Source organism: Dyella thiooxydans (assembly GCF_001641285.1).
GTDB classification, from domain to species: Bacteria; Pseudomonadota; Gammaproteobacteria; order Xanthomonadales; family Rhodanobacteraceae; genus Dyella_A; species Dyella_A thiooxydans.
The window spans coordinates 1316774-1339463 of record NZ_CP014841.1; the positions used below are offsets into that span (position 1 = coordinate 1316774).

Sequence of the window (22690 nt, forward strand, 5' to 3'; positions counted from 1 at the left end):
TCCCGCTGCTACCATCGGCGCCTTTCCTTCAAGCAGGTTCAAGCCATGGCCTACCGCAACATCGAAGTCGCCGATCGCGGCGCCGTCCGCACCATCACCGTGGCCCGCCCGGACAAGCTCAACGCGTTGAATCGCGACACCCTGAACGAGCTGACCCTGGCCTTCGCCCAAGCCGCGCAGGAGGATTCCGTGCGCGTGGTGGTACTGACGGGCAACGGGGAGAAGGCCTTCGTGGCGGGTGCCGACATCGCCGAAATGAACGGCTACACGCCGGTGCAGGCGCAGGGCTTCTCGCGCACCGGCCAGCGACTGATGAGCCTGATCGAACGCCTCGGCAAGCCGGTCATCGCACGCATCCAGGGTTTCGCACTCGGCGGCGGGATGGAACTGGCGATGGCCTGTCACCTGCGCATCGCCAGCGAAAAGGCGAAGTTCGGCCAGCCCGAAATCAACCTCGGCCTGATCCCCGGCTTCGGCGGCACCCAGCGGCTGCTGCGCCTGGCCGGCCGCAGCGCGGCGCTGGAACTGTGCCTCACCGGCGCACCGATCTCCGCACAGCGCGCCTACGAACTCGGGGTGGTGAACCGGGTAGTCGCACCGGAAGCGCTGGACGAGGCAGTCACCGCGCTGGCCGACCAGCTCGCCGCGGCCGCACCGCTAGCGGCTGCCGGCATTCTCGATGCGGTGCTGCAGGGCGGCGAGGCAGGGCTGGACCAGGGTCTGGAATTCGAGACCCAGGGCTTCGCGCTGGTGTTCTCCACCGAGGACATGCGCGAGGGCACGCGCGCGTTCCTCGACAAGCGCAAGCCCGAATTCAAGGGCCGCTGAGTCCCCCCTTGCGGCAATCCGTGTAGGAGCCCGCTGGCGGGCGACGCTTTTAGCTCTGATGTCGCATCAAAGCGAAAGGCACCGCCCGCCAGCGGGCTCCTACACGGGGACGCAGGCCTCAGTGATGGCCGCCGGCGTATTTCTTCTCGCCGGCGGTCACGGCGATGTCCAGCCGGTTCTCCGGCGGCGCCAGCGGACACGTGGCAAAAGGCGTGAACGCGCACGGCGGGTTGTAGGCGCGGTTGAAATCCAGCACCACGGCACCCGGCTTGTCCAGGCCGCCCGCAGGCAGTGCGGCATACAGGAACCGCGCCGCGCCGTAGGTCTCCTTGCCCGACGTGCGATCGGCCATCACGAAGAACAGCTCGCCGCCGGGCTCTTCCTGGTAGGGAAGCAGCTCGAAGGTCCTGCCCCCATGATGGAACACCGCCTTGCCTGGCACCTCGACCTTGTCGATGGTGCCGATCGCGGTACCGATCTCCAGCGTGTGCACGGGATGGAACGGCACCCAGTCCGCCACGATCCGCCACGACGGATTGATCGGGAAATAATCGATACCGAGGAAATGCCGACGCGTCTCGGCCTCCGGATCCTTCACGCGCAGGCCTTTGCGCCCTTCGCGGTCGATCACGTAGAAGCTGGCGCTGCCGAAGTGCACCGTGGTGGGGCCGGCCTTTCCCGCGTGCATGTCGTCGACCAGCACGGCATCGGACGCCGGCTTGCCGTCGATGACGGCTCCGCTGCCGGGTGTCGCGGTGAAACGCACCGTGCCATCCGCCGCGAGCGTCGCCACGCCAAGATGATCCGGCCCCGCCTTCAGCACGATGTCGTTATCGGCGGCCGCACCCACTCGATTGGCGCCCTCGTGCAGCCATTCCAGCCCGATCAGGCTGAGCCAGCCGTCCGGTGCGGTGAGTCGCTTGATGCGATCGGCGCGCCACTGCTCGACCTGCTCCACCACCTGCGTGGCAGAGGGCTGGTGGGAGGCGGAAGGTTCGGTGGCGTGCACGGCGGAAACTCCGAGTACAAGGGCGAGGGCAAGCGGAAGACGTCGCGTCATCGGGCGGTCGACCAGGGCGGGGGAGCCACGAGTATGGCGATCCTGCATCGCCGGGGGCAATCCGGCGTCAACGTCCCCGCAGGAACAGCTTGTCCAGTTCGCCGAGCCCGAGCTGGGTCCAGGTGGGGCGACCGTGATTGCACTGACCGGAGCGCTCGGTCGCCTCCATCTCCCGCAACAGGGCGTTCATCTCGGGAATCGTCAGCCGACGGCCGGCGCGAACCGAGCCGTGACAGGCCATGGTGGAGAGCAGTTCGTTCTCCAGTTCCTGCAGCCGCCGCGAACTGCCGTGCAGGGCGAGTTCGGAAAGCACGTCGCGGGTCAGCTGTTCCACGTTAGCGCCCTCGAGCAGTGCCGGAATCCGGCGAACCACGACCGTCGACGGACCACTGCGAGACAGTTCCAACCCCCAGGCAGCCAGCGCGTCGCCATGCTCTTCGGCGGCGGCGGCCTCCTTCGCACTTACCGACAGGTTGAGCGGCACCAGCATGACCTGCGAGCGCAGGTGGTTGCCCTCCCGGGCCGCCTTGAGCTTCTCGTAGGTGATGCGCTCGTGCGCCGCGTGCATGTCCACCAGCACCAGGCCGTGCTCATTCTCAGCCAGCACGTAGATCCCTTTCAGTTGCGCCAGCGCGTAACCCAGCGGTGGCGCACGCTCCGGATCGGACTCGGCCATCGCCGGCAGCGGCACGGCGGCCGATCGATCCAGCGGCATCGGGCTCCCCTCGCCGAGCAGGGCGGCGTAACCCGCCAGGGGCTCGTCGCGCACGCCGAGGCTCAATCGGCTCTGACTGGCCTGGCTCGGCCAGTTGCCCGAGCCGGACGAAGCCGGCGCGCGGAATGGCATCGGCGCAGCCACCGGTTCGTCGGACGCATCGACCACCTGCCCCGCCCGTGTCTGCGCCAGTGCCTCGTGCAGGCTGCGGAACAGGAAATCATGGACCAGCCGCTGCTCGCGGAAGCGCACCTCGTGCTTGGCCGGATGCACGTTCACGTCGACGCCGGCCGGGTCCAGCTCCAGGTACAGCACGAACGCCGGATGGCGACCGTGGAAAAGCACGTCCGCATAGGCCTGCCGCACCGCATGGGCCACCACGCGATCGCGCACCAGCCGACCGTTGACATAGAAGAACTGCGAATCGGCCTGCCCGCGCGACGCGGTGGGAAGACCGACCCAGCCGGACAGCCGCATGCCGGCAGCCGCATGATCCAGATGCAGGCTCTGTGCTGGGAAGTTCTCGCCCAGCACGTCGGCAACCCGCACCAGCATCGCCTGCTCGTCGCGCGCGGCCTTCCACACGCGCACCGGCTTGCCGTTGTGGCTGAGGCGGAACTCCACACCGCTGCGGGCCAGCGCCAGCGACTTCATCAGATCGTCGATGTGCGCGAACTCGGTGCGTTCAGCGCGCATGAATTTCCGGCGCGCCGGCACGTTGTAGAACAGGTCGCGCACCTCGACGCTGGTGCCAGGTGGATGCTGTGCGGGACGCGCCGCCTGCAGCCGGCCGCCATCGACCTCGACCCGGAACGCGGCATCGGCATCGTGCTGGCGCGAGGTCAGCGCAAAGCGCGCCACCGAAGACACCGAAGCCAGCGCCTCGCCACGGAACCCCATGCTGGCGACATGTTCTAGATCGTCGAAGCTGCCGATCTTGCTGGTGGCGTGCGAGGCCACGGCGAGCGGCAACTCGTCCGGCGCGATGCCCACGCCATCGTCGCGCACGCGGATCAACCGCGCCCCGCCCTGCTCGATGTCCACCTCGATACGCGTCGCGCCCGCATCGAGGCTGTTTTCGACCAGCTCCTTGACGACCGATGACGGACGCTCGATCACCTCGCCGGCGGCGATCTGGTTGATCAGTTCGGGGGGAAGCACGCGGATCACAGGCATCCGCGTAGCTTACGCGAGGGCTCCGGACGCGAGAAGGCGCCGGAGGCTCAGCTCGCGGGAATCGTCAGCACCGAGCCGGCACGCAGCGTGTCGCCATTGCCGCTGATGCGGTTGGCGCTCTTCAACGCGCCCACGCTTACGCCGTACTGCCTGGCAATGCTGCCCAGGCTCTCGCCGCGGGCAACCTTGTGCATGTCCTGCACCGAGTCGTCGGCGCGCTTGCCGGCCGGTGCATCGATCGCCTGTGTCGACGCCAGCAGGGTGCCATTACGGCGTGCCGCCTGTGCGGCGAACCAGGTGCCGGGCGGCGGCGTGGTCTCGAAATAGTTGCGCACGCCGCCCATCACCGCTTCGGCCAGTTCGGTCTGGTGTTCCGGATCGCGCAGCTTGCGCTCCTCGGACGGATTGCTGATGAACGCCGTCTCGACCAAGATCGAGGGCACGTCCGGCGAGCGCAACACCACGAAGTTGGCGCGTTCGACGTAACCGCGGTGGGTCGGTCCGAGCTTGCCCAGCGCCTTGAGCACATTGCCTGCGATCGACTCGCTGGCCTGCACGGCCCAGCCCTGCTGCATGTCCAGCAGCACCGAGGCGAGGCTGTCGTCCTCGGAGGCCAACGACACGCCGCCGATCAGGTCGGAGCTGTTTTCGCGATCGGCCAGCCAGCGTGCAGCCACGGTGCTCTTGCCGCGGGAGGACAACACCCAGACCGACGAGCCCTTGGCGTCACCGTTCCTGAAGGCGTCGGCATGGATCGAGACGAACAGGTCGGCGTTCTTTTCTCGCGCGATCTCGTAACGGCGCTTGAGCGGGATGAAGTAGTCGCCATCCCGCGTCAGCACCGCCTGCATGCCTGGCTGCTTGTCGATCAGCGCCGCCAGCTTGCGCGCCACCGCGAGCGTCACGTTCTTTTCCAACGTGCCATGCGGACCGTGCGCGCCGGGGTCGACACCGCCATGACCGGCATCTACCGCCACGACGACCTTGCGCTCGCCGCCCATCTGCTCGGCCACCTGGCGCAGCGTCAGCACCTCGCGCTTGTCCGCCTTGGTGACCGTGGCCTTGGCTACCCGCGTCGCGGGTGCGGAAGCCTTTGCATCGGGGGCCTTGGCAACGCTCTTCGGATAAAGGTCCAGAACCAGGCGATAGCCGTAACCGCCACCCGGCTTCAGCATGAAACTCTTGGGCGTCGTGCCGGCCGAGACATCCGCCAGAAGCTCCAGCTTGCCGCCACGACGATGCGCCGTAACGCCCTTGAACAGCCCCTGGGCCGTCGGCTTTTCGAAGGCCGACGCGAGGCGGTCGTTGCCGAGATCGACCCGGATCTGGTCTCCGCGGGGCGTGATGTCGTAACGGACCGGGCCGCTGAGATCGAACACCACCCGGGTGTACTCGGGTCCGGCCCAGACCCGTGCACCGCGGATTTCCGCTGCGCGGACGGGCGATGACAGACCGGCAGCCGCAGCCACCAGCGCGCACAAGCCGAACCTGAACAAGGATGCCCTCATGGGCTTGAATTCAATCGCAGCCCACGTGCGATTGCAAGCACTTTTCCTTTGGATATCCGCAACCTGCACCGCATTTGTCAGGATGTGTCCAGAATACGGCGGCAACCCACGCTTTTTCTGGCGGATATCCGAAACCAGAGGGACAGACGAATCCCTTGGAAAAACACAAACTTAGCGTCAACCGCGCGTCTGCGCCGACGCCTCGACGCCGGCATCCAGGCGTTCCAGCAGTCGCTCGCCGCGGGCAGTGCGCGCGCTCAACCGGGCATGGCGCCCGGTTCCGGCATAGGCCAGGGCAAGCTCGACGTCGGGAGATGGAATCGCGCCCCGCCCATGTTGTGGCCACTCGATCAGCACCACCGCATCCGGCTCGCCCAGCGCGTCCACCCCAAGCCACTGCAATTCGTCCGGATCGGCAATACGGTAGAGGTCCAGGTGCCAGGCTTGGCCGCGCTCGAGCGGATAATTCTCCACCAGGCTGTAGGTCGGGCTCTTGATCCGCCCCGTCACCCCCAGCGCCTGCAGCAAGGCGCGCGCGAAACTGCTCTTGCCAGCGCCCAGTTCGCCGCTGAGATGAAACACCGCTCCGCGCTCCATGGCCGCCCCCACGCGTGAAGCCAGCCGTTGCGTGGCCGCCTCGTCGGGCAGCACGAAGGTGCGCTCAAGCATGATCGGCCAGTCCGTTGGAGAGCCGTCTCAGGGGCGTCATCAGGTCACCGGCGACCATTCCTCGTTCGCCCTCCAGCGCGGCCGCATCCCCGGCGCGCGCGTGCAGGCCCACCCCCAGACACGCGGCGTCCCATGCCGTCGCGCCCTGTGCGAGCAGCGCGCCGATCACCCCCGTCAGCACGTCGCCCATCCCTCCCGTGCCCATCCCCGGATTCCCCCAGGGACAGACGGCCAACCGCCCGTCCGGATGCGCGACGAGGCTGCCGGCCCCCTTGAGCACCACCACCGCACCGAAGCGACCGGCCAGCTCGCGCGCCGCGGCGAAACGATCCGACTGCACGGTGGCGACGTCCGTTCCCAACAGACGCGCGGCCTCGCCGGGATGCGGGGTCAGCACGGCCGCACGGTCGAAACGGCGTGGCTCGCGGGCGAGCAGGTTCAGTCCATCGGCGTCGAGCACCAGCGGCCGGCCAGAGTCGAGCGAGGTGAGCCACAGCGCATGCCCCCAGGCGGCCTGACCGAGCCCCGGACCGACCGCCAGCACGTCGGCGCGCTCGAGCAGCGGCTCCAGCGTCTGCGGTCCGTTCACTCCGTGCGCCATCAGCTCAGGGCGTCCGGCGTTGAGTGCTGGCACATGTCCGACCTGCGTGGCCACGCTGACCAACCCTGCGCCGGCGCGCAGCGCGGCCTCACCGCACAGCCGGATGGCTCCAGCCGTGCCCTGCTCGCCGCCGACCACGAGCAGGTGGCCACTGTCGCCCTTGTGCGCACTGCGTCGACGTGCCTGCAGGGCATCGGGGCGCAACAACATCGCCGCAGGCGGCTGGCTTTCCCACAGGGCATCCGGCAGTTGCAGCGTGTCCAGCTCCAGCTTGCCGACCACGTCCGGACCGACACCGGTATAAAGGCCGCGCTTGGCGGCGATGAAGCAGACCGTCGTCGTCGCCCGCACCGCCGCGCCTGGGCAGACACCGAGATCGGCATCGAGGCCCGAGGGGACATCCAGCGCCAACACCGGCCGACCGCTGCCGTTGATGCGCTCGATAAGCCCGGCCACCGGCGCCTCGGGTGCCCGGTTCAGCCCGCTGCCGTAGAGCGCATCCACATGGACGTCGACCTCGGGCCATGCGGCCATGTCTTCGAGCAGATGTACGCGCCCACCGGCGAATTCGAAGGCGGTGCGGGCTTTCAGCGCATCGCCGGCGGCCTTGCCGGACACGGCGACCAGCTCGACCTGCAGGCTCGCCTCGCGCGCCAGCGCACCGAGCAGATAACCATCGCCGCCGTTGTTGCCCGGTCCACACCAGATCGCCACCCGCCGCGCCTGCGGCCAGCGCCGCCGCAGGCAGGCCAGCGCCGCGGCCGCGGCCCGGCGCATCAGTTCGAAGCCGGGTATGCCGAGCACCTCGATGGCATGGCGATCGAGCGCCCGCACCTGGTCGACGGTGTAGAGCGCGTAGCGGGCGTCCGGTGCATTCATCGGCGGATTATAGGCAGGCCGCGGCACCGCGGCGATTTAGACTAGCCCCATGCAAAGCCCGGCTCCCGCCATCGACTACGCCCTGCTGGCCCGCTCGATCAAACGATGGGCGCGCGACCTCGGCTTTGCCGACGTCGGCATCAGCGGCGTGGACCTGGCGCAGGACGAGACCCATCTGCAGCGCTGGCTGGCCGACGGCCACCACGGCGAAATGGACTACATGGCCCGCCACGGCGCCAAGCGCAGTCGACCGGACGAGCTGGAGCCGGGAACGCAGCGGGTAATCTCGGTGCGGATGGATTACGCGCCGCCGGACATCGACCGCGCCTGGTCGGTGATCGAGGACGGCGAGCTCGGCTACATCTCGCGCTACACGCTCGGACGCGATTACCACAAGCTGCTGCGCCAGCGGCTGCAGCGACTGGCCGACCGCATCCGCGCGGAGATCGGCGATTTCGGCTACCGCGCCTACGTCGACTCCGCACCGGTGCTGGAAAAGGCACTGGCACGCAATGCCGGCCTGGGCTGGATCGGCAAGCACACCGTGCTGATCCATCGCCGTGCCGGTTCGTATTTTTTTCTCGGCGAGCTCTACACCGATCTTCCGCTACCGGTCGACACGCCGGCCAGCGAGCACTGCGGCAGCTGTCGACGTTGCCTGGATGTCTGCCCGACCCAGGCGATCGTCGCTCCCTACCGGCTCGACGCACGACGCTGCATCTCGTACCTGACCATCGAGCTGAAAGGCAGCATCCCAGAAGAGCTCCGCGCGCCCATGGGCAATCGCATCTTCGGCTGCGACGACTGCCAGCTGGTCTGCCCCTGGAACAAGTTCGCGCAGGCGACGACCGAACCGGATTTCGCGCCACGGCATCAGCTCGATGGCAGCAAGCTGGTCGAGCTGTTCGCCTGGACCGAGGAGGAATTCCTGCAGCGGACCGAGGGGATGGCGATTCGCCGCACCGGCTATGAGGGCTGGCTGCGCAACATCGCGGTAGCCTTGGGCAATGCACCGCGGTCCGACGCGGTGCGGGCCGCGCTGCTGGCGCGCGCAGACCATCCGTCGGACCTGGTGCGCGAACACGTGGCCTGGGCGCTGACCCGGCAGGACGAGATGAGGTAACCGATGAGCGACACGATGAAGAGCATGCCGCGACTGGAGGACGTGCTGGCCGAACTGCGCGAGCGCGAGCCGATCTTCCATCGGCCCGAGTCGGGGGCCGGACCGGGCGACGGCGAGCAGATCACCGAGGAGACGTTCTGGGAGATCGGCGCATCGGGGCAACGTTACAGCCGTCCCGAGGTACTTGACATCCTGAGCCAGCGCGTAGCGCATCCGCCCAGGGAGCATCTGCGAACGGAAGGCTTCGAGTGCCACCCGCTGTCACCCAGCCTCTACCTGCTGACCTACGTACTGTGGCAGGAGCAACGCGGCAGCCGCCGCACGACGCTGTGGCGTCGCACGGTCGATGGCTGGAAGGCGGTGTTCCACCAGGGCACGCTGCTGACGCCGCGTGCGTGAAGCGCGGGCCGTCGCCTCAGGCGGCGGCCATCTGGGTCGGGATCGACCGATTGGTATGCGAAATCGCGTTCTTCGCGTCCACGTAGACCAGCATCGGCTGGTGCGCCTCGGCCTCGGCCTCGGACAACTGGCTGAACGCGGCGATGATGATCAGGTCGCCCGGCGAGGCGCGATGCGCCGCGCTGCCGTTCACCGAAATGATGCCCGAGCCGGCCTCCGCCTTCAGTGCGTAGGTGACGAAACGCTTGCCGTTGTTGATGTTCCAGGCGTGGATCTGCTCGTACTCGCGAATGCCCGACGCTTCCAGCAGCAGGCTGTCGATCGCGATCGAACCTTCGTAATGGAGCTCGGCATGGGTCACCGTCGCGCGGTGGATCTTGGCCTTGAGCATGTTCAGTTGCATGGCATCACTTTCCAGTAGGTACGGCCTGCGTAGCTCTCAATTATCGAGTCGCCGGCCGTGCACCGCAACACGACCGGCCGGAACCGTTTACGTGGGGGCGGTCCCGTCGAACAGCAAGTTGTCGATCAGGCGGGTGCTTCCCAGGCGCGCTGCGACAAGGCCGACGAGGCCGGTGCGCTCACCTGCCACCGGCTCGGAAAGATCGTCCGCGCGGCGGATGGCGACGTAGTCGGGAACGAAGCCGGCACGCTCGAGCTGCCCGGCCGCCGCCTGCTCCAGCACCTTCGGCGCGTGTCCCTTGCCAAGCATGTCGCGCATCTGCACCAGCACCTGGTGGATACGCGGCGCCAGCGCGCGCTCGGCCTCGCTCAGGTACTGGTTGCGCGAACTCAGCGCCAGGCCGTCCGCGGCGCGCTGGGTGGGTGCGGCGATCACCTTCACCGGCAGCGCCAGGTCGCGCACCATGCGCTCGATTACTTTCAGCTGCTGGAAATCCTTCTGACCGAACACGGCCAGATCCGCCTGCACCAGGTTGAACAGCTTGCAGACGACGGTCGCCACGCCGTCGAAATGACCGGGGCGATGAGCGCCTTCCAGCGTCTCGGTGATCTGCGGCACGCTGAGCCGCACCGTGTGCTCCGCACCGTAGGGATACAGGGTCGCCACGTCGGGCGCGAACAGCAGATCGCAGTCGTGTTCGGCCAGGCCGGCCTGGTCCTGTGCCAGCGTGCGCGGATAGCGGGAGAAATCCTCGTTCGGGCCGAACTGGGTGGGATTCACGAATACGCTGGCAACGACCCGGTCGGCGCGCGCCCGAGCCAAACGGACCAGCGAGAAGTGCCCGGCGTGGAGATTGCCCATGGTGGGCACGAAGCCCACGGTCTGGCCGGCGGCACGCCAGCCGCGTACGACAGCGCGCAGCGCGCCGGCATCATGCACGGTTTGCATCGAAGTGGCCTTTAGTTGAAGCAGTGCTCGGGAGCGGGAAAGACGCCGCTGCGCACCTCGTCGACGAACGCCGAGATCGCGGCAGACACCGAATCGCGTCCCTGCAGGAAGTCCTTGCTGAACTTCGGTCGCTTGCCGGGCGTGACGCCCAGCAGATCGTGCAGCACCAGCACCTGGCCATCGCAGCGCGGGCCGGCGCCGATACCGATGGTCGGGATCGACACCGCGGCGGTGATCCGCTCGGCAAGTGCGACCGGCATGCCTTCGAGCACCAGCAGTTCGGCACCGGCGGCCTCGACCGCGCGCGCCTCATCCAGTACCCGCGCGGCGGCAGCCTCCTCGCGCCCCTGGATACGGAAGCCGCCGAACTTGTGCACCGATTGCGGAGTAAGGCCCAGGTGCGCACAGACCGGAATTGCGCGGACCGACAGCGCGTTGATCGCCTCCAGCACGTGCGGGGCACCGCCCTCGATCTTCACCATCGCGGCGTTGCCTTCGCCCACGAGCCGGGCGCCCGCCTCCAACGCGTGTGCCGTGTCGCGGTCGCTCATGAACGGCAGGTCGGCCACCAGCAGCGTGGCTTGCAGCCCGCGGGACACCGCCGCGGTGTGGTAGACCATCTGGTCGAGCGTCACCGGCAGGGTGCTGGCATGGCCCTGAACCACCATGCCGAGGGAGTCTCCGACCAGCGCGACGTCGACGCCGGCCGTCTCCAGCTGGTGCGCGAAGCTGGCGTCATAGGCGGTGAGCATGACGATGCGGCGACCCTCGGCCTTCATCGCGCGCAGGGCCGGAACAGTCACCGGCTTGCGGTCGGGGGCGCTGGCGTTTTGCACGTACACGTGGTGTTTCCTGTTGGAACGGCTGTCCGGATCGACACCGGAATCCGCCGCGGGCCGACCATCATAAACCCTCGACGCCGCAGTGCAGCACGCGCTTCAGTCGACCGGCTCGCATCCACCGGCATCCACCCGCCGCAGCAGTTCGGCCACCCGCCCCTGCCCCGGCAACTCCAGTTCAGGCGCCAGGTCGGCCAGGGGCAGCAACACGAAGGCGCGCTCGCCCATCCGCGGATGCGGGAGGGTCAGCTGCGGCTCGTCCAGCACCACGCCGTCCACGTGCAGCAGATCGAGATCGAGCGTACGCGGCCCCCAGCGCTCGTCGTCGCGCGTGCGGCCGAACCGGCGCTCGATCGCCATCAACGCATCGAGCAGGTCATGCGGCGGGAGCGAGGTGCGCAGACACACCACTGCGTTGAGGAAATCCGGCTGATCGCGCCGACCCCATGGCGGCGTCCGGTAGATGCGGGAGATGCCTGCCAGCCGACTGCCCGGCAGAGCAGCCAACGCCTCGGTCGCGCCGACTAGCGTGGCGCGTGAATCCCCCAGGTTGCTGCCCAATGCCACATAGGCATCCCTGGCGGCGGGCTCGCTCATGCGGAGCCGGAGTGTCCGCCGGGCTTTCGCCTGCGGCGGCGCTTGCGCGGAGGACGCGCGCTGGTCGTTGTGACCAGGTCCGCTCCCTGCGTCCCGCTACCGGCGGGCAACGCGGCAGCGAGCACGTCGACCGGGAGCTGCTGCGCGTGATCCCACCACAGGCCGAGCTCGCGGATCGCCGGCGATTCCTCGGCCCGCAGCAGCAGGAAATCGAACGCCGCACGGAACCGTGGCTGCGCGAGAAGCCTGAGCACCCGCTTGCGCTGCACCTGCTCGAAGCGCGGCTGGAGCGCCCAGATCTCCTCCATGGTAAGCGTGAATCGCCGCGGGATCGCTACCCGCTGGCACTGCTCGCCGACCACGTGGGCCGCTGCCCGCGCCCAGGCCTCGGACAGGTCCAGGCCACCAGCGACCAGATCCTGCGCACGATCGCGTACTTCGCCCCACAGCAGCACGGCAAACAGAAAGGCTGGCGTCACCGACTTGCCCTCGGCCACGCGTGCGTCGGTATTCGCCAGGCCACGCTCGACCAGCGCGCGCAGCGCCCCGTCTCCGCCTTTCAATGCACGTGCCGTCGATGGGAACAGGAACCGGAGCAGCCCGCACTGCTCGAGCATGCGGAAACTCTTCAGCCCGTGCCCGGCCAGGAACAATTTGAGCGACTCGTCGAACAGCCGGGCCGGCGCGGCCTCGGTCAGCAGCGGCCCCAGGCTCTCGAACGGCGCCGCGGCGGCCTCGTCGATGCGGAAGCCCAGCTTGGCCGCCAGGCGGGCGGCGCGCAGCATGCGTACGGGGTCCTCGCGGTAGCGCGTGACCGGATCGCCGATCAGCCGAAGCACCTTGTCCTGCACGTCCTGCATGCCGCCGACGTAGTCGCGCACGGAGAAATCGCTGATGTCGTAGTACATCGCGTTGACACGGAAGTCGCGGCGCACCGCATCCTCCTCGATCGTTCCCCAGACGTTGTCCCGCACGATGCGGCCGTCGACGATGTGGCGATCGCCTTCACCGTCTTCCTCGCCGGTGCCGCGGAACGTGGCAACCTCGATGATCTCAGGGCCGAAAACGACGTGCGCCAGGCGGAAACGCCGACCGATCAGCCGGCAATTGCGGAAAAGCTTCTTGACCTCGTCGGGCGTGGCACTGGTCGCCACGTCGAAGTCCTTGGGATGGCCGCCGAGCAGAAGATCGCGAACGGCGCCGCCAACGAGATATGCGTCATAGCCGGCTTCGTTGAGGCGATAAAGCACCCGCAGCGCGGCCTTGCTGATGTTCTTGCGGGAAATCACATGCTGGTCGCGCGGAATGATCCGCAGCGCATGCATGCCGTCGGTCCCTGTTTCGTGGTTCAAGCGGTAACAGTCCCTGCCGATCATGAAGCCCGGAAGCCTAACCCACGCCGCCAGCAAGGCATACCACGCGCACAATGGCGCGCGATGCCCCCAAAAACCATCAGGAAGGAGGCGCGGAAGAGAAACCCGGCGAGTGCCGCAAAAAGGCATTGCCGGCTGCAACAATTTCGCTATACTAGCGCGCTCTGAGTCAGAACGCTCCCTTCGTCTAGTGGCCTAGGACACCGCCCTCTCAAGGCGGGAACACGAGTTCGAACCTCGTAGGGAGCGCCACTTCAGTCAGGCCGTCTTGCCTGTCTCCTCGACGGAATTCTTCCCCGCATGACCTTTGTCGTCACCGACAACTGCATCAAGTGCAAGTACACCGATTGCGTTGAGGTCTGCCCCGTCGACGCCTTCCACGAAGGCCCGAATTTCCTGGTGATCGATCCGGACGAGTGCATCGACTGCACCCTGTGCGAGCCGGAGTGCCCGATCAACGCCATCTACCCCGAAGACGATGTCCCTGCCGGCCAGGAAGGCTTCGTGCAGCTCAATGCCGACCTGGCCAAGAGCTGGCCGGTCATCACCGAGCGGAAGGATGCGCTGACCGACGCCAAGGAGTGGGAAGGCAAGCCGAACAAGCTCGACCTGCTCGAGCGCTGATTGCGGCACCGACTCAGGCAGAGAGAGCCAGTCGCTCGCCCCAAAGAGAAAGCCGCCCTTACAGGGCGGCTTTTTCGTTCGGACTTCTCGACGACTCAACGGCGGCTTTTTCGTTCGGACTTCTCGACGACTCAACCGCCGAGCTTGGCCCTCAGGCCATCGACCGCCTTCGCCACGGCCGGAGCCGAACCCTGCGCGCGCACCTCGCTGCCTTTCTGGCCGCTCGCGCTCACCGTCACCAGCACCTGCTGTGCCGTCGCGCGCGAGCTCTCGCCCTCGTCGTTGCCATGGAACATGCGGCCGAAGAAGCCGCGCTTTTTCGCCACCTTGGCGCCGGCCATCACCGTCACGGTGAAGCTGTGGTTCGAAGGGTCACGCGCGGTCACCTGGCCGATGTCCCCCGCATCGAGCACCTGGCCGACACGCTGGTAGGCGGTCTCGACATCGCCGCTCACCACGAAGCCATCGGTAATGGTCGCAGCGGCGCCCCGGGTGGCCGCGGTCGCACCGTTGGCGGTCGGCTGATTGGCCCCCGGAGGCGGGATCACCAGCGCCTCGCTGGCCGAGGGCGTATCCATGCCCGGCGGGATCTCCAGCGGAGACTCCTGCTTGGCGGTATCCCAGGCCTTGTGCGAGCGGAACATGCCGCAGCCCGAGAGCATGAGCCCGGAAAGAAGCAAGGCCGGCAAGGCCACAGCAAGCGAGGTTTTCTTCATGTAATGGTTTTCCGTGGGAGGTTCGTGTCGCCTGGATCAGGCGGCGACGGCCAAGGGAGCCAGGCGGATCAACGCCTGACGAATCTGATCGCGCACCGTACCCTCGGCCAGTTCGACCAGGGGAAGCCGGGGCATCGCGCTGCCGAGGCCAAGCCAGGGTAGCGCCGACTTCACCGCGATCGGGTTGGGCGCGCCGTTCAGCGCATCCACCAGCGGAGCCAGCCTGGCGTCGACGGCGTTCGCCGCATCCGCCTGGCCGGCCGTCGCCGCGTCGCACAACTCGCGAAACACCGCCGGCACCAGGTTGGCCACCACCGAGATGGTCCCCGCAGCGCCGCCGAGCATGGCCTGGACCGCCGTACCGTCGTCGCCGGACAGATAGACGAAATCCGCACGCGCAAGTTCCGCCGTCGCCGCAATGCGCTGTGCATCGGCGCGCGCTTCCTTGATGCCGATGATGCCCGGATGATCGCGCAGCAGCACGGTGGTCTCCGGCAGCAGGTCGCAGCCGGTGCGGCCAGGCACGTTGTAGAGGATCACCGGAAGGCCGCCCTGGTCGGCCACGTCGACGAAATGGCGATACAGGCCTTCCTGCGTGGGACGCACGTAGTACGGCGTGACCACCAGCGCGGCATCCGCGCCGAGCGAGGCGGCGCGCCGGGTCAGTGCGACGGTCTTGGCCGTGCCGGCCTCGCCGGTGCCGGCGATCACCGGTACGCGGCCGTCGACGTGGCGCACCGCGAACGACAGCAGGGTGTCGAACTCGTCATGCTCGAGCATGTGCGCTTCGCCGGTGGATCCCGCTACCACCACCGCCTGCGTCCCGCCGTCGATCTGGTAATCCAGCAGGCGGCCGAAGGCGTCGAGATCGAGCGCCCCTTCCGGGGTGAACGGCGTCGCCAAAGCGCAGATGCTGCCGCGGATGTCCAAGGCAAGGTTTCCGGCAAAATTCGAGTCCAGCATGTTACTTGCGGGCTCGCGCGACGGGCAAGTAAGCTCGAAGGCCGTTGCGCGGGATTCCCCGTTCCGTGGACGATTCCCGCCAGGCAGGCAAGCCTTTGAACCGTACTCCCCCCCGCGCCGGCAGCGACCATCACCAGCTGCTGATTCAGACCCTCTCCTCCACCGGCAAGAGCCCCCTGCTGACGCTGGCGCGGCGCATCGCCGACGCTGGCTGCAACCTGTCCGACGCACGGGTGTCCACCATCGGCGGCGACAGTGCCCTGGTGCTGGTGGCCAGCGGTGCCTGGGATGCTTTGGCCAAGCTGGAGAATGCACTGGCCAAGCTGGCCCGCGACGAAGAGCTGCACCTGATCCATTACCGCACACAGCCGCGCGAGCCGGACTCCCGACTGCTGCCCTATCTGGTGGAAGTGGTCAGTGCCGATCGTCCCGGCATCCTGGTGCGCATCGTGGAGTTCTTCCACCGCAACCGGATCAGCGTCGAGCAACTCAGCTCGATGCGCTACCAGGCTATGCAGACGGGTGCCGAGATGTTCCAGGCACAGATCACCATCGGCATACCGTCGGACCTGCACATCGCCACCTTGCGCGACGATTTCCTGGAGCTGTGCGACAGCCTGAACCTGGATGCCATCATGGATCCGGTGAAGTTCTGAGCATCGCTCCGCCGCGCGTGTCTGGCAAGGGCTTTCATTCCCCGCCAGACGCGCTAGTCTCTGGCCCGGGACGTTTACGAGGCCAGCCATGCAGTCAGGGCATCCTTCGAGGAACCAGCGCCGCACAAGCGGCGACGCCCTGACCGCCGCCTGTTTTCGCCGCCCCGCTTGTCCGCCGCGCTCCGCGGCCATCCCCTTTTTCTGCACATGCGCGACAGCCCAACGCTGCCGCCGGAGACCCCATGCCTGAAACCGGCAAGAAAATTCCCGCCCTGAAAGGACACACGGGCGACGACACCGAGCTGAAACTGTCGAGCCTGAAAGGCCAGTGGCTGGTGATCTACTTCTACCCCAAGGACAGCACGCCCGGCTGCACCACCGAAGCCCAGCAGTTCCGCGACCTCTACCCGCAGTTCCGCGAGCGGAACGCACAGGTGATCGGTGTCTCGCGCGACTCGGTCCGCTCCCACGCCAACTTTGCCGCCAAGCAGGATCTGCCTTTTCCGCTGGTGGCCGACACCGACGAGACGTGGTGCCAGGCGTTCGACGTGATCCACGAGAAAACGCTGTACGGCAAGAAGCACCTGGGCGTCGTGCGCAGCACTTTCCTGGTCGATCCCGATGGCCGGCTCGCCGCCGAGTGGCGCGGCGTGAAGGTCGCGGGCCACGCGCAGGCGGTGCTGGACGCGATCCCAACCCCCTAGGCCGGACCGGCCTGATTCCATGACCCTCCCCTCCAAGACGCCCAGCGAGGTTTCTTCCGCATGACCGGAAGCAAGCGCATCTATGTGCTCGACACCAACGTGCTGCTGCACGACCCGACGTCGCTGTTCCGCTTCGAAGAACACGACATCTTCATCCCGATGACGGTGCTGGAGGAACTGGACGAAAAGAAGAAGGGCGCCTCGGAGGTTTCGCGCAACGGCCGTCAGGTCAGTCGTTTCCTGAACGAGCTGATCGAACGCGGCAACGGCCACGGCATCAGGGACGGCCTGTCGCTGGACAATCCTTCCGGCGTGAATCTCAGGCGCGGCCCGGAGATCGGCCGGCTGTACTTCCAGCAGCGCGCCACCAGCAACCACGGCAAGGCGGACAACCTGATCCTCGCCGCGGTGCTGGAGCTGCTCGACCAGCAACCCGGCCGGCCGGTGGTGCTGGTCAGCAAGGACATCAACCTGCGCATCAAGGCCAGCATCTTCGGCATCGACGCGGAGGACTACGAGAACGACAAGGCGCTGGACGACTTCGCCCTGCTCTACACCGGCGCCGGCGAGCTGCCGGAGAACTTCTGGGACCAGCACCCCGAGGTGGAATCCTGGAGCGAACGGGGCCGCACCTTCTACCGGCTGGACCGCGCCGAGGGCGAGGACTGGTACGTCAACCAGTGCCTGTTCCTGCCCGGTGACGAGAGCGTCGAGTTGCGCGTGATGGCCGTGGACGAGGAGCAGGCCACGCTGGTGCTGCTGGACGACCACAGCCATCCGAACCACAGCGTCTGGGGTATCGCCGCGCGCAACCGCGAGCAGAACTTCGCGCTCAACGTGCTGATGGACCCGGACGTGGATTTCGTCACTCTGCTCGGCACCGCCGGCACCGGCAAGACCCTGCTCGCGTTGGCCGCCGGCCTGGCCCAGGTGATGGACCAGCAGCGCTACCGCGAGATCATCATGACCCGCGCCACCGTCTCGGTGGGCGAGGACATCGGCTTCCTGCCCGGCACCGAGGAGGAAAAGATGACGCCATGGATGGGTGCGCTGACCGACAACCTCGAGGTGCTGGCGCACCCGGAGGAAGGCGGCAGCTGGGGTCGCCAGGCCACCAATGACCTGCTCGCCTCGCGCATCAAGATCCGCTCGCTCAACTTCATGCGCGGGCGCACCTTCCTGTCGCGCTACCTGATCATCGACGAGGCGCAGAACCTCACGCCCAAGCAGATGAAGACCCTGATCACCCGCGCCGGCCCGGGCACCAAGATCGTCTGCCTGGGCAACGTGGAGCAGATCGACACGCCCTACCTGACCGAGACCACCTCGGGCCTGACCTACGCGGTGGACCGCTTCAAGGACTGGGCGCATTCGGCGCACATCACCCTGCGCCGGGGCGAGCGTTCGCGACTGGCCGACTTCGCTTCCGAAGCGCTCTGACACAACGGCGGGCGGGCGCCCCACAGGCGTCCGCCCGCGGCACCCTGGCACACGCCGGAACCGGGCCACGGCGCTATGCTTGGCGCCTGTCGTCCGGACATTCGTCTCCATGCACCTGCTCAGCCCCCGCCTGATCGTTCTGTACCTGCTGCTCGCCTTCGTCCTGTGCGTGCTGCTGGTGCACCTGCGCGGGCGCGTGAAACTGCGCTTCGATCGCCAGCTGGTCGACCACTCGGCGGTGTTCGCCCCGTACAACCTGCTGATGTACGCCTTCTCGGCCGTGCCGGCCACGCCGATCCTCGACCGTCGCGGCTTCCCCCAGCTGGACCTGCTGCAGGCCAACTGGGAGGCGATCCGGGCCGAGGCGCTGTCGCTGTTCGACGAGGGCCACATCCGCGCGGCGGAAAAGCACAACGACGCCAGCTTCAACAGTTTCTTCAAGCAGGGCTGGAAACGCTTCTACCTCAAGTGGTACGGCGAGCCGCTGGCCTCGGCCGAGGCACTGTGCCCGCAGACGGTGCGTCTGCTCAACAGCATCCCCAGCGTCAAGGCGGCGATGTTCGCCCTGCTGCCTCCGGGTTCGAAGCTCAATCCGCACCGCGATCCCTTCGCCGGCTCGCTGCGCTACCACCTGGGCCTGATCACGCCGAATTCGGACGACTGCCGGATCTTCGTCGACGGCCAGATGCACGCCTGGGGCGACGGCAAGGACGTGGTGTTCGACGAAACCTACGTGCACTGGGCGGAAAACAGGACCGACCAGACCCGGGTGATCCTGTTCGCCGACGTCGAACGGCCGCTGCGCACCCGCTGGATGAGTGCGATCAACCATCGCGTGGGCGCGTTCATGGGCTCGATCACCGCCTCGCCGAACAGCGACACCGCCGCGGAAAAGGTCGGCTTCGTCAACCGCGCGTTCGCCCTGAACCAGCGCGGGCGCGAGCGCAGCCGGGCGTTCAAGAGGAAGCACCCCAAGCTGTTCCGGGCACTGAAATACACCGCGATGCTGGTGTTCATCTGGCTGGTCTTCCTGGCGCCCTGGCCACTGGTCCGCTGAACGCGGTGCGCGTCGCGCCTCCCGCTCGGTTTTCGCCGGGGGGCGGAGATGCGGTCACGTTTGAGGGTCGCCATGCGTCCTCGTGGCATGCCGCCGGAGTTCCCGCCATGGATCCACGCACAGCCCTGTTCCAGCAACACCGTCCGCGCCTGTTCGGGCTGGCCTACCGCATGCTCGGCAGCCCGGCCGACGCCGAGGATGTCCTGCACGATGCGTGGCTTCGCTGGCACGCGCAGGAAGGCACCGACCTCGACGATCCGGAAGCGTGGCTGGTGACGGTAACCACCCGGCTCGCCCTGGACCGGCTGCGCCGGGCCAGGACCGAACGCGAACACTACACCGGCCCGTGGCTGCCCGAACCGATGCCGACCGACGCCGAGCGGCCGGAGGCCGAGGCGGAACGGAGCGAGTCGCTCAGCCTGTCGTTCCTGCTGCTGCTCGAACGGCTGAGTCCGGAGGAGCGCGCCGCCTTCCTGCTCACCGAGGTGTTCGACTATCGCCATGCCGAGGCCGCGGCCATCCTCGGCATTGCCGAGGACGCGTGCCGGCAGCGCACGCATCGCGCCCGCACGCGACTGCGCGAGGGGCGCCCGCGCTTCCGCGTGGATGCGGGTACACAACGGCGCCTGCTGCAGCGCTTCGTCGCGGCCATGCAGCGTCCCGACCTGGCTTCGCTGCGCGCGCTGTTTGCGGAAGATGCGGTGCACATCAGCGATGGCGGGGGCGTGGTGCGCGCGGCGCTGCGGCCGCTGCACGGCGCCGAGCGGCTGGCCCGGCTGTATCAGCAGGTGGCCGGCCAGCTGTCGGGGCGCGCGATCCGCTTTGAGCTCACCACGCTCAACGATGCTCCCGCGCTACTGATCCACGAGGGCGACCGGCTGGGCACGGCGCTGTGGATCGAAATCGACGAGGCCGGTGAACGCATCGCCGCGGTACATGCGCTGCGCCATCCCGACAAACTGGCCCGGCTGCAGGCGGTCACGAAAACCAGGGCTCCGACGTCCTTGTCCTGAGCGGCCGATACCGGCCGCACTCCAAGGAGCCTTGCATGACCCGTTTTGCCATCCAACGCCACTATGCCTCCATGCAGCCGCTGATCACCCTCGGCCAGAATATCCGCGACGCCGGCCGGCTGGAGCCGGCCCTGATCGAACTGGTGCAGATGCGCGTGTCGCAGATCAACGGCTGCGCGTTCTGCCTGGACATGCACAGCAAGGACGCGCGCGCCGCCGGCGAAACCGAGCAGCGCCTCTACCTGCTGCCCGCCTGGCGTGAGACCCGGCTGTACAGCGAGCGCGAGCGCCTCGCGCTGGCCTGGGCGGAGGAGCTCACCGCGCTGGCCTCGCCCGAGGCCGTGTCCGACGCACTCCACGAACAGGCCCGCGAGCACTTCGACGAGGAGGCACTGGTCGACCTGACCCTGCTGGTGGTGACCATCAACAGCTGGAACCGGATCAACGTCGCCGCGCGCACGATCGGCGGCCACTACCGCCCTGCCGCCCACTGAATCCCGCCGGGCAGGAACGAAAACGGCCACGGCAGGCGCCGCGGCCGTTTTTCTTCGTCCAAGCCGGGTCGAACCGGATCAGCCCTTCACGCGGCGCGCGATCGCCTCGCCGAAGCTCTCGGTCGAACCCTTGCCGCCGAGATCCGGCGTCACGCTGTCGCGGTCGTTCGTCATGGTGTCGCGGATCGCCTGGCGCAGCTTCGTGCCCTTCTCCACCATGCCCAGGTGATCGAGCATGTCGGCTGCGGCGAGAAGCAGTGCGCACGGGTTGGCGATGCCCTTGCCGGCGATGTCCGGTGCCGAGCCGTGCACCGCCTCGAAGATCGCCGCGTGCTCGCCGATGTTGTCGCCCGGGGCCAGGCCCAGGCCGCCGACCAGGCCGGCGCACAGGTCGGAGAGGATGTCGCCGAACAGGTTGGTGGTGACGATCACGTCGAACTGCTCGGGCTTCATCACCAGTTGCATGCAGGTGTTGTCCACGATCATCTCGTTGAACTCGATCTGCGGGTATTCCTTGGCGATCTCGCGGGCCACGTTGAGGAACAGCCCGGAGCTGGTCTTCATGATGTTGGCCTTGTGCACCGCCGTGACCTTCTTGCGACCCTTCTTCACGGCCATCTCGAAGGCGTAACGCACGATGCGCGTGCTGCCCTTGCGGGTGTTGCGGATGATCGACTGGGCGACCTCGCCGTCCTCGGACACCGTCTGGCCCTCGGCCAGGTAGGCGCCTTCGGTGTTCTCGCGCACGGTGATGATGTCGATGTTGTCGTAGCGCGACTTGGTGCCCGGGAAGCTGATCGCCGGACGCACGTTGGCGTACAGGTCGAAGTGGCGGCGCAGGGTCACATTGATCGAGGTGAAACCACCGCCGATCGGGGTGGTCAGCGGCCCTTTGAGCGCGACCTTGTGCCGGGCGATCTTGTCCAGCGTGTCCTTCGGCAGCAGGTCGCCATGCTTGTCCAGCGCGATCATGCCGGCCTCGGCGAAGTCGTACTCAAGGCCGCAATCCAGCGCGTCGAGCACGCGCAGCGTGGCGGTCATGATTTCCGGGCCGATGCCGTCGCCGGGGATCACGGCAATGGTCTTGCTCATGGGATGCTCCTTGGGATGCGTTTCCGGGGGAAGGCGCCCGAGGGGGAGATCGGGGCCTTATAACCGGCGAATTATCGCTTATGCCCGCTGTCGCGGCCACCGCGTTGACAGCCGCGGGCGATGCAAATGCTGGTACGCAGCGTCCCAAAAAGCTGCACGCGCTCAGGCGTGGTCGGCGCACTCCGCCGACTGGCCGGCACCGCCCTCGAGCTGGTCGAGGAAGTCCACCGCACGGCGCAGGTGCGGAATCACGATGGATCCGCCCACGATCAGCCCCACGCTGAAGGTCTCGAAGAACTCTTCGCGGGTCACACCCGCCTCCCTGCACTGGGCCACGTGGTAGCTGATGCAGTCGTCGCAGCGCAGCACCATCGAGGCGACCAGGCCGAGCAGCTCCTTGGTCTTCACGTCGAGCGCGCCGCCCTTGTAGGTCTGCGTGTCCAGTGCGAAGAAGCGCCGCACCACCTGGTTGTCCTCGGCCAGGATCCGCTCGTTCATGCGCTGGCGGAAAGCGGTGAACTCGGCCAGGCGATCCTTTTCCGTGCTCATGCGCCCGCTCCCAGCAGCTCGGCCAGCTTGCCGCTGCGGTCGGCGGCAACCAGGTCGTCGAACCCGCCCACGTGCTGGTCGTTGATGAAGATCTGCGGCACGGTGCGCCGGCCGCCGCTGCGCGAGAGCATGGTGTCGCGCTGGGACATGTCCATGTCGATGCGTACCTCGGTCCATTCCAGACCCTTGGCCTTCAACAGGTTTTTCGCCGCCACGCAGTAGGGGCAGACGGCGGTGGAATAGACCTCGATCTTGGGCATTGCC

Annotated in this window: 25 protein-coding genes and 1 tRNA gene; 11 read left to right on the forward strand and 15 right to left on the reverse strand. The window is 67.5% G+C overall.

The window, feature by feature from the left end:
- The first annotated feature begins 45 nt into the window (after positions 1-45).
- Positions 46-828: an enoyl-CoA hydratase/isomerase family protein gene (locus ATSB10_RS05995; protein ID WP_063671261.1), complete on the forward strand. Its 783-nt coding sequence runs from the start codon at positions 46-48 to the stop codon at positions 826-828.
- 118 nt (positions 829-946) lie between these two features.
- Here ATSB10_RS05995 and ATSB10_RS06000 read toward each other — a convergent pair whose 3' ends face one another.
- The 5 genes from ATSB10_RS06000 to ATSB10_RS06020 all read right to left on the reverse strand — a co-directional run bounded on the left by ATSB10_RS06000 (position 947) and on the right by ATSB10_RS06020 (position 7436).
- A complete protein-coding gene (locus tag ATSB10_RS06000) occupies positions 947-1888 on the reverse strand; it encodes a DUF1684 domain-containing protein (RefSeq protein ID WP_063674361.1) in 942 nt (313 codons plus the stop codon).
- Positions 1889-1955: 67 nt separating this feature from the next.
- The gene (gene mutL / locus ATSB10_RS06005) at positions 1956-3779 is read right to left on the reverse strand and encodes a DNA mismatch repair endonuclease MutL (protein WP_063671262.1); all 1824 of its coding nucleotides are present in this window, start codon (positions 3777-3779) and stop codon (positions 1956-1958) included.
- Between the two features lie 47 nt (positions 3780-3826).
- Positions 3827-5287: an N-acetylmuramoyl-L-alanine amidase gene (locus tag ATSB10_RS06010; RefSeq protein WP_063671264.1), complete on the reverse strand. Its 1461-nt coding sequence runs from the start codon at positions 5285-5287 to the stop codon at positions 3827-3829.
- A gap of 177 nt (positions 5288-5464) precedes the next feature.
- On the reverse strand, positions 5465-5956 hold the full coding sequence (tsaE, locus tag ATSB10_RS06015; protein ID WP_063671266.1) for a tRNA (adenosine(37)-N6)-threonylcarbamoyltransferase complex ATPase subunit type 1 TsaE: 492 nt from the start codon (positions 5954-5956) through the stop codon (positions 5465-5467).
- Positions 5949-7436 (reverse strand): bifunctional ADP-dependent NAD(P)H-hydrate dehydratase/NAD(P)H-hydrate epimerase, encoded by a 1488-nt coding sequence (locus ATSB10_RS06020; protein WP_063671267.1) that lies wholly within the window; start codon positions 7434-7436, stop codon positions 5949-5951. Before ATSB10_RS06020 ends, tsaE begins: the two co-directional genes overlap by 8 nt.
- A gap of 49 nt (positions 7437-7485) precedes the next feature.
- Between ATSB10_RS06020 and queG the strand changes: the two genes are divergently transcribed.
- Both queG and ATSB10_RS06030 read left to right on the forward strand, forming a co-directional pair.
- Positions 7486-8559: a tRNA epoxyqueuosine(34) reductase QueG gene (gene queG / locus ATSB10_RS06025; RefSeq protein ID WP_063671269.1), complete on the forward strand. Its 1074-nt coding sequence runs from the start codon at positions 7486-7488 to the stop codon at positions 8557-8559.
- Between the two features lie 3 nt (positions 8560-8562).
- Entirely contained in the window at positions 8563-8958 is a 396-nt protein-coding gene (locus ATSB10_RS06030) for a nuclear transport factor 2 family protein (RefSeq protein WP_063671271.1), read from the forward strand.
- A gap of 16 nt (positions 8959-8974) precedes the next feature.
- Here the strand turns inward: ATSB10_RS06030 and panD are convergent, their stop codons facing one another.
- From panD to pcnB, 5 genes are all read right to left on the reverse strand, one after another.
- Complete coding sequence (gene panD / locus ATSB10_RS06035; protein WP_063671273.1) at positions 8975-9361, reverse strand: aspartate 1-decarboxylase; 387 nt, start codon at positions 9359-9361, stop codon at positions 8975-8977.
- Positions 9362-9448: 87 nt separating this feature from the next.
- Positions 9449-10309 carry a pantoate--beta-alanine ligase gene (gene panC / locus ATSB10_RS06040; RefSeq protein ID WP_063671274.1) on the reverse strand — a complete coding sequence of 287 codons (861 nt, stop codon included), beginning with the start codon at positions 10307-10309 and terminating at the stop codon, positions 9449-9451.
- An 11-nt stretch (positions 10310-10320) separates the two neighbouring features.
- On the reverse strand, positions 10321-11088 hold the full coding sequence (gene panB / locus ATSB10_RS06045) for a 3-methyl-2-oxobutanoate hydroxymethyltransferase (protein ID WP_236886544.1): 768 nt from the start codon (positions 11086-11088) through the stop codon (positions 10321-10323).
- Positions 11089-11247: 159 nt separating this feature from the next.
- On the reverse strand, positions 11248-11745 hold the full coding sequence (gene folK / locus ATSB10_RS06050) for a 2-amino-4-hydroxy-6-hydroxymethyldihydropteridine diphosphokinase (protein WP_063671278.1): 498 nt from the start codon (positions 11743-11745) through the stop codon (positions 11248-11250).
- Positions 11742-13070, reverse strand: a complete 1329-nt coding sequence (pcnB, locus tag ATSB10_RS06055; RefSeq protein ID WP_205631129.1) for a polynucleotide adenylyltransferase PcnB — start codon at positions 13068-13070, stop codon at positions 11742-11744. Before pcnB ends, folK begins: the two co-directional genes overlap by 4 nt.
- A gap of 224 nt (positions 13071-13294) precedes the next feature.
- Here pcnB and ATSB10_RS06060 point away from each other — a divergent pair.
- Together ATSB10_RS06060 and fdxA are read left to right on the forward strand one after the other, a co-directional pair.
- Positions 13295-13370 (forward strand) — tRNA-Glu (locus tag ATSB10_RS06060).
- 48 nt (positions 13371-13418) lie between these two features.
- Positions 13419-13742, forward strand: coding sequence for a ferredoxin FdxA (gene fdxA / locus ATSB10_RS06065; protein ID WP_063671283.1), 324 nt, complete (start codon positions 13419-13421; stop codon positions 13740-13742).
- Positions 13743-13873: 131 nt separating this feature from the next.
- Here fdxA and ATSB10_RS06070 read toward each other — a convergent pair whose 3' ends face one another.
- Both ATSB10_RS06070 and dapA read right to left on the reverse strand, forming a co-directional pair.
- Positions 13874-14458 (reverse strand): hypothetical protein, encoded by a 585-nt coding sequence (locus ATSB10_RS06070; RefSeq protein WP_063671285.1) that lies wholly within the window; start codon positions 14456-14458, stop codon positions 13874-13876.
- Between the two features lie 36 nt (positions 14459-14494).
- Positions 14495-15421: a 4-hydroxy-tetrahydrodipicolinate synthase gene (dapA, locus tag ATSB10_RS06075; RefSeq protein WP_236886505.1), complete on the reverse strand. Its 927-nt coding sequence runs from the start codon at positions 15419-15421 to the stop codon at positions 14495-14497.
- 65 nt (positions 15422-15486) lie between these two features.
- Here dapA and ATSB10_RS06080 point away from each other — a divergent pair, with 65 nt between their 5' ends.
- The 6 genes from ATSB10_RS06080 to ATSB10_RS06105 all read left to right on the forward strand — a co-directional run bounded on the left by ATSB10_RS06080 (position 15487) and on the right by ATSB10_RS06105 (position 20785).
- Complete coding sequence (locus ATSB10_RS06080; RefSeq protein WP_425478169.1) at positions 15487-16077, forward strand: glycine cleavage system transcriptional repressor; 591 nt, start codon at positions 15487-15489, stop codon at positions 16075-16077.
- Positions 16078-16319: 242 nt separating this feature from the next.
- Entirely contained in the window at positions 16320-16781 is a 462-nt protein-coding gene (locus tag ATSB10_RS06085) for a peroxiredoxin (RefSeq protein WP_063671293.1), read from the forward strand.
- Positions 16782-16841: 60 nt separating this feature from the next.
- A complete protein-coding gene (locus ATSB10_RS06090; RefSeq protein ID WP_063671295.1) occupies positions 16842-18221 on the forward strand; it encodes a PhoH family protein in 1380 nt (459 codons plus the stop codon).
- Positions 18222-18354: 133 nt separating this feature from the next.
- On the forward strand, positions 18355-19278 hold the full coding sequence (locus ATSB10_RS06095; protein ID WP_269465621.1) for an aspartyl/asparaginyl beta-hydroxylase domain-containing protein: 924 nt from the start codon (positions 18355-18357) through the stop codon (positions 19276-19278).
- 107 nt (positions 19279-19385) lie between these two features.
- Positions 19386-20291 carry an RNA polymerase sigma factor SigJ gene (gene sigJ, locus ATSB10_RS06100; RefSeq protein ID WP_063671299.1) on the forward strand — a complete coding sequence of 302 codons (906 nt, stop codon included), beginning with the start codon at positions 19386-19388 and terminating at the stop codon, positions 20289-20291.
- A 35-nt stretch (positions 20292-20326) separates the two neighbouring features.
- Positions 20327-20785 (forward strand): carboxymuconolactone decarboxylase family protein, encoded by a 459-nt coding sequence (locus ATSB10_RS06105; protein WP_063671301.1) that lies wholly within the window; start codon positions 20327-20329, stop codon positions 20783-20785.
- Between the two features lie 78 nt (positions 20786-20863).
- Here ATSB10_RS06105 and ATSB10_RS06110 read toward each other — a convergent pair whose 3' ends face one another.
- The 3 genes from ATSB10_RS06110 to grxC all read right to left on the reverse strand — a co-directional run bounded on the left by ATSB10_RS06110 (position 20864) and on the right by grxC (position 22686).
- A complete protein-coding gene (locus ATSB10_RS06110; RefSeq protein ID WP_063671302.1) occupies positions 20864-21877 on the reverse strand; it encodes an isocitrate dehydrogenase in 1014 nt (337 codons plus the stop codon).
- 162 nt (positions 21878-22039) lie between these two features.
- A complete protein-coding gene (locus ATSB10_RS06115; protein ID WP_063671303.1) occupies positions 22040-22426 on the reverse strand; it encodes a carboxymuconolactone decarboxylase family protein in 387 nt (128 codons plus the stop codon).
- Positions 22423-22686 carry a glutaredoxin 3 gene (grxC, locus tag ATSB10_RS06120; RefSeq protein ID WP_063671304.1) on the reverse strand — a complete coding sequence of 88 codons (264 nt, stop codon included), beginning with the start codon at positions 22684-22686 and terminating at the stop codon, positions 22423-22425. The genes ATSB10_RS06115 and grxC overlap by 4 nt, the downstream gene beginning before the upstream one ends.
- Between the last annotated feature and the right edge of the window lie 4 nt (positions 22687-22690).

Bases quoted from the DNA above. Each gene is read 5' to 3' on its own strand.
- panC (WP_063671274.1), bottom strand. From the start codon at position 10,309: ATGCAAACCGTGCATGATGCCGGCGCGCTGCGCGCTGTCGTACGCGGC.
- queG (WP_063671269.1), top strand. From the start codon at position 7,486: ATGCAAAGCCCGGCTCCCGCCATCGACTACGCCCTGCTGGCCCGCTCG.
- ATSB10_RS06110 (WP_063671302.1), bottom strand. From the start codon at position 21,877: ATGAGCAAGACCATTGCCGTGATCCCCGGCGACGGCATCGGCCCGGAA.
- ATSB10_RS06115 (WP_063671303.1), bottom strand. From the start codon at position 22,426: ATGAGCACGGAAAAGGATCGCCTGGCCGAGTTCACCGCTTTCCGCCAG.
- ATSB10_RS06000 (WP_063674361.1), bottom strand. From the start codon at position 1,888: ATGACGCGACGTCTTCCGCTTGCCCTCGCCCTTGTACTCGGAGTTTCC.
- fdxA (WP_063671283.1), top strand. From the start codon at position 13,419: ATGACCTTTGTCGTCACCGACAACTGCATCAAGTGCAAGTACACCGAT.
- ATSB10_RS06020 (WP_063671267.1), bottom strand. From the start codon at position 7,436: ATGAATGCACCGGACGCCCGCTACGCGCTCTACACCGTCGACCAGGTG.
- ATSB10_RS06090 (WP_063671295.1), top strand. From the start codon at position 16,842: ATGACCGGAAGCAAGCGCATCTATGTGCTCGACACCAACGTGCTGCTG.
- ATSB10_RS06030 (WP_063671271.1), top strand. From the start codon at position 8,563: ATGAGCGACACGATGAAGAGCATGCCGCGACTGGAGGACGTGCTGGCC.
- ATSB10_RS06085 (WP_063671293.1), top strand. From the start codon at position 16,320: ATGCCTGAAACCGGCAAGAAAATTCCCGCCCTGAAAGGACACACGGGC.
- panD (WP_063671273.1), bottom strand. From the start codon at position 9,361: ATGCAACTGAACATGCTCAAGGCCAAGATCCACCGCGCGACGGTGACC.
- folK (WP_063671278.1), bottom strand. From the start codon at position 11,745: ATGAGCGAGCCCGCCGCCAGGGATGCCTATGTGGCATTGGGCAGCAAC.
- sigJ (WP_063671299.1), top strand. From the start codon at position 19,386: ATGGATCCACGCACAGCCCTGTTCCAGCAACACCGTCCGCGCCTGTTC.
- tsaE (WP_063671266.1), bottom strand. From the start codon at position 5,956: ATGCTTGAGCGCACCTTCGTGCTGCCCGACGAGGCGGCCACGCAACGG.
- mutL (WP_063671262.1), bottom strand. From the start codon at position 3,779: ATGCCTGTGATCCGCGTGCTTCCCCCCGAACTGATCAACCAGATCGCC.
- ATSB10_RS05995 (WP_063671261.1), top strand. From the start codon at position 46: ATGGCCTACCGCAACATCGAAGTCGCCGATCGCGGCGCCGTCCGCACC.
- panB (WP_236886544.1), bottom strand. From the start codon at position 11,088: ATGAAGGCCGAGGGTCGCCGCATCGTCATGCTCACCGCCTATGACGCC.
- grxC (WP_063671304.1), bottom strand. From the start codon at position 22,686: ATGCCCAAGATCGAGGTCTATTCCACCGCCGTCTGCCCCTACTGCGTG.
- dapA (WP_236886505.1), bottom strand. From the start codon at position 15,421: ATGCTGGACTCGAATTTTGCCGGAAACCTTGCCTTGGACATCCGCGGC.
- pcnB (WP_205631129.1), bottom strand. From the start codon at position 13,070: ATGCATGCGCTGCGGATCATTCCGCGCGACCAGCATGTGATTTCCCGC.
- ATSB10_RS06010 (WP_063671264.1), bottom strand. From the start codon at position 5,287: ATGAGGGCATCCTTGTTCAGGTTCGGCTTGTGCGCGCTGGTGGCTGCG.
- ATSB10_RS06070 (WP_063671285.1), bottom strand. From the start codon at position 14,458: ATGAAGAAAACCTCGCTTGCTGTGGCCTTGCCGGCCTTGCTTCTTTCC.
- ATSB10_RS06105 (WP_063671301.1), top strand. From the start codon at position 20,327: ATGACCCGTTTTGCCATCCAACGCCACTATGCCTCCATGCAGCCGCTG.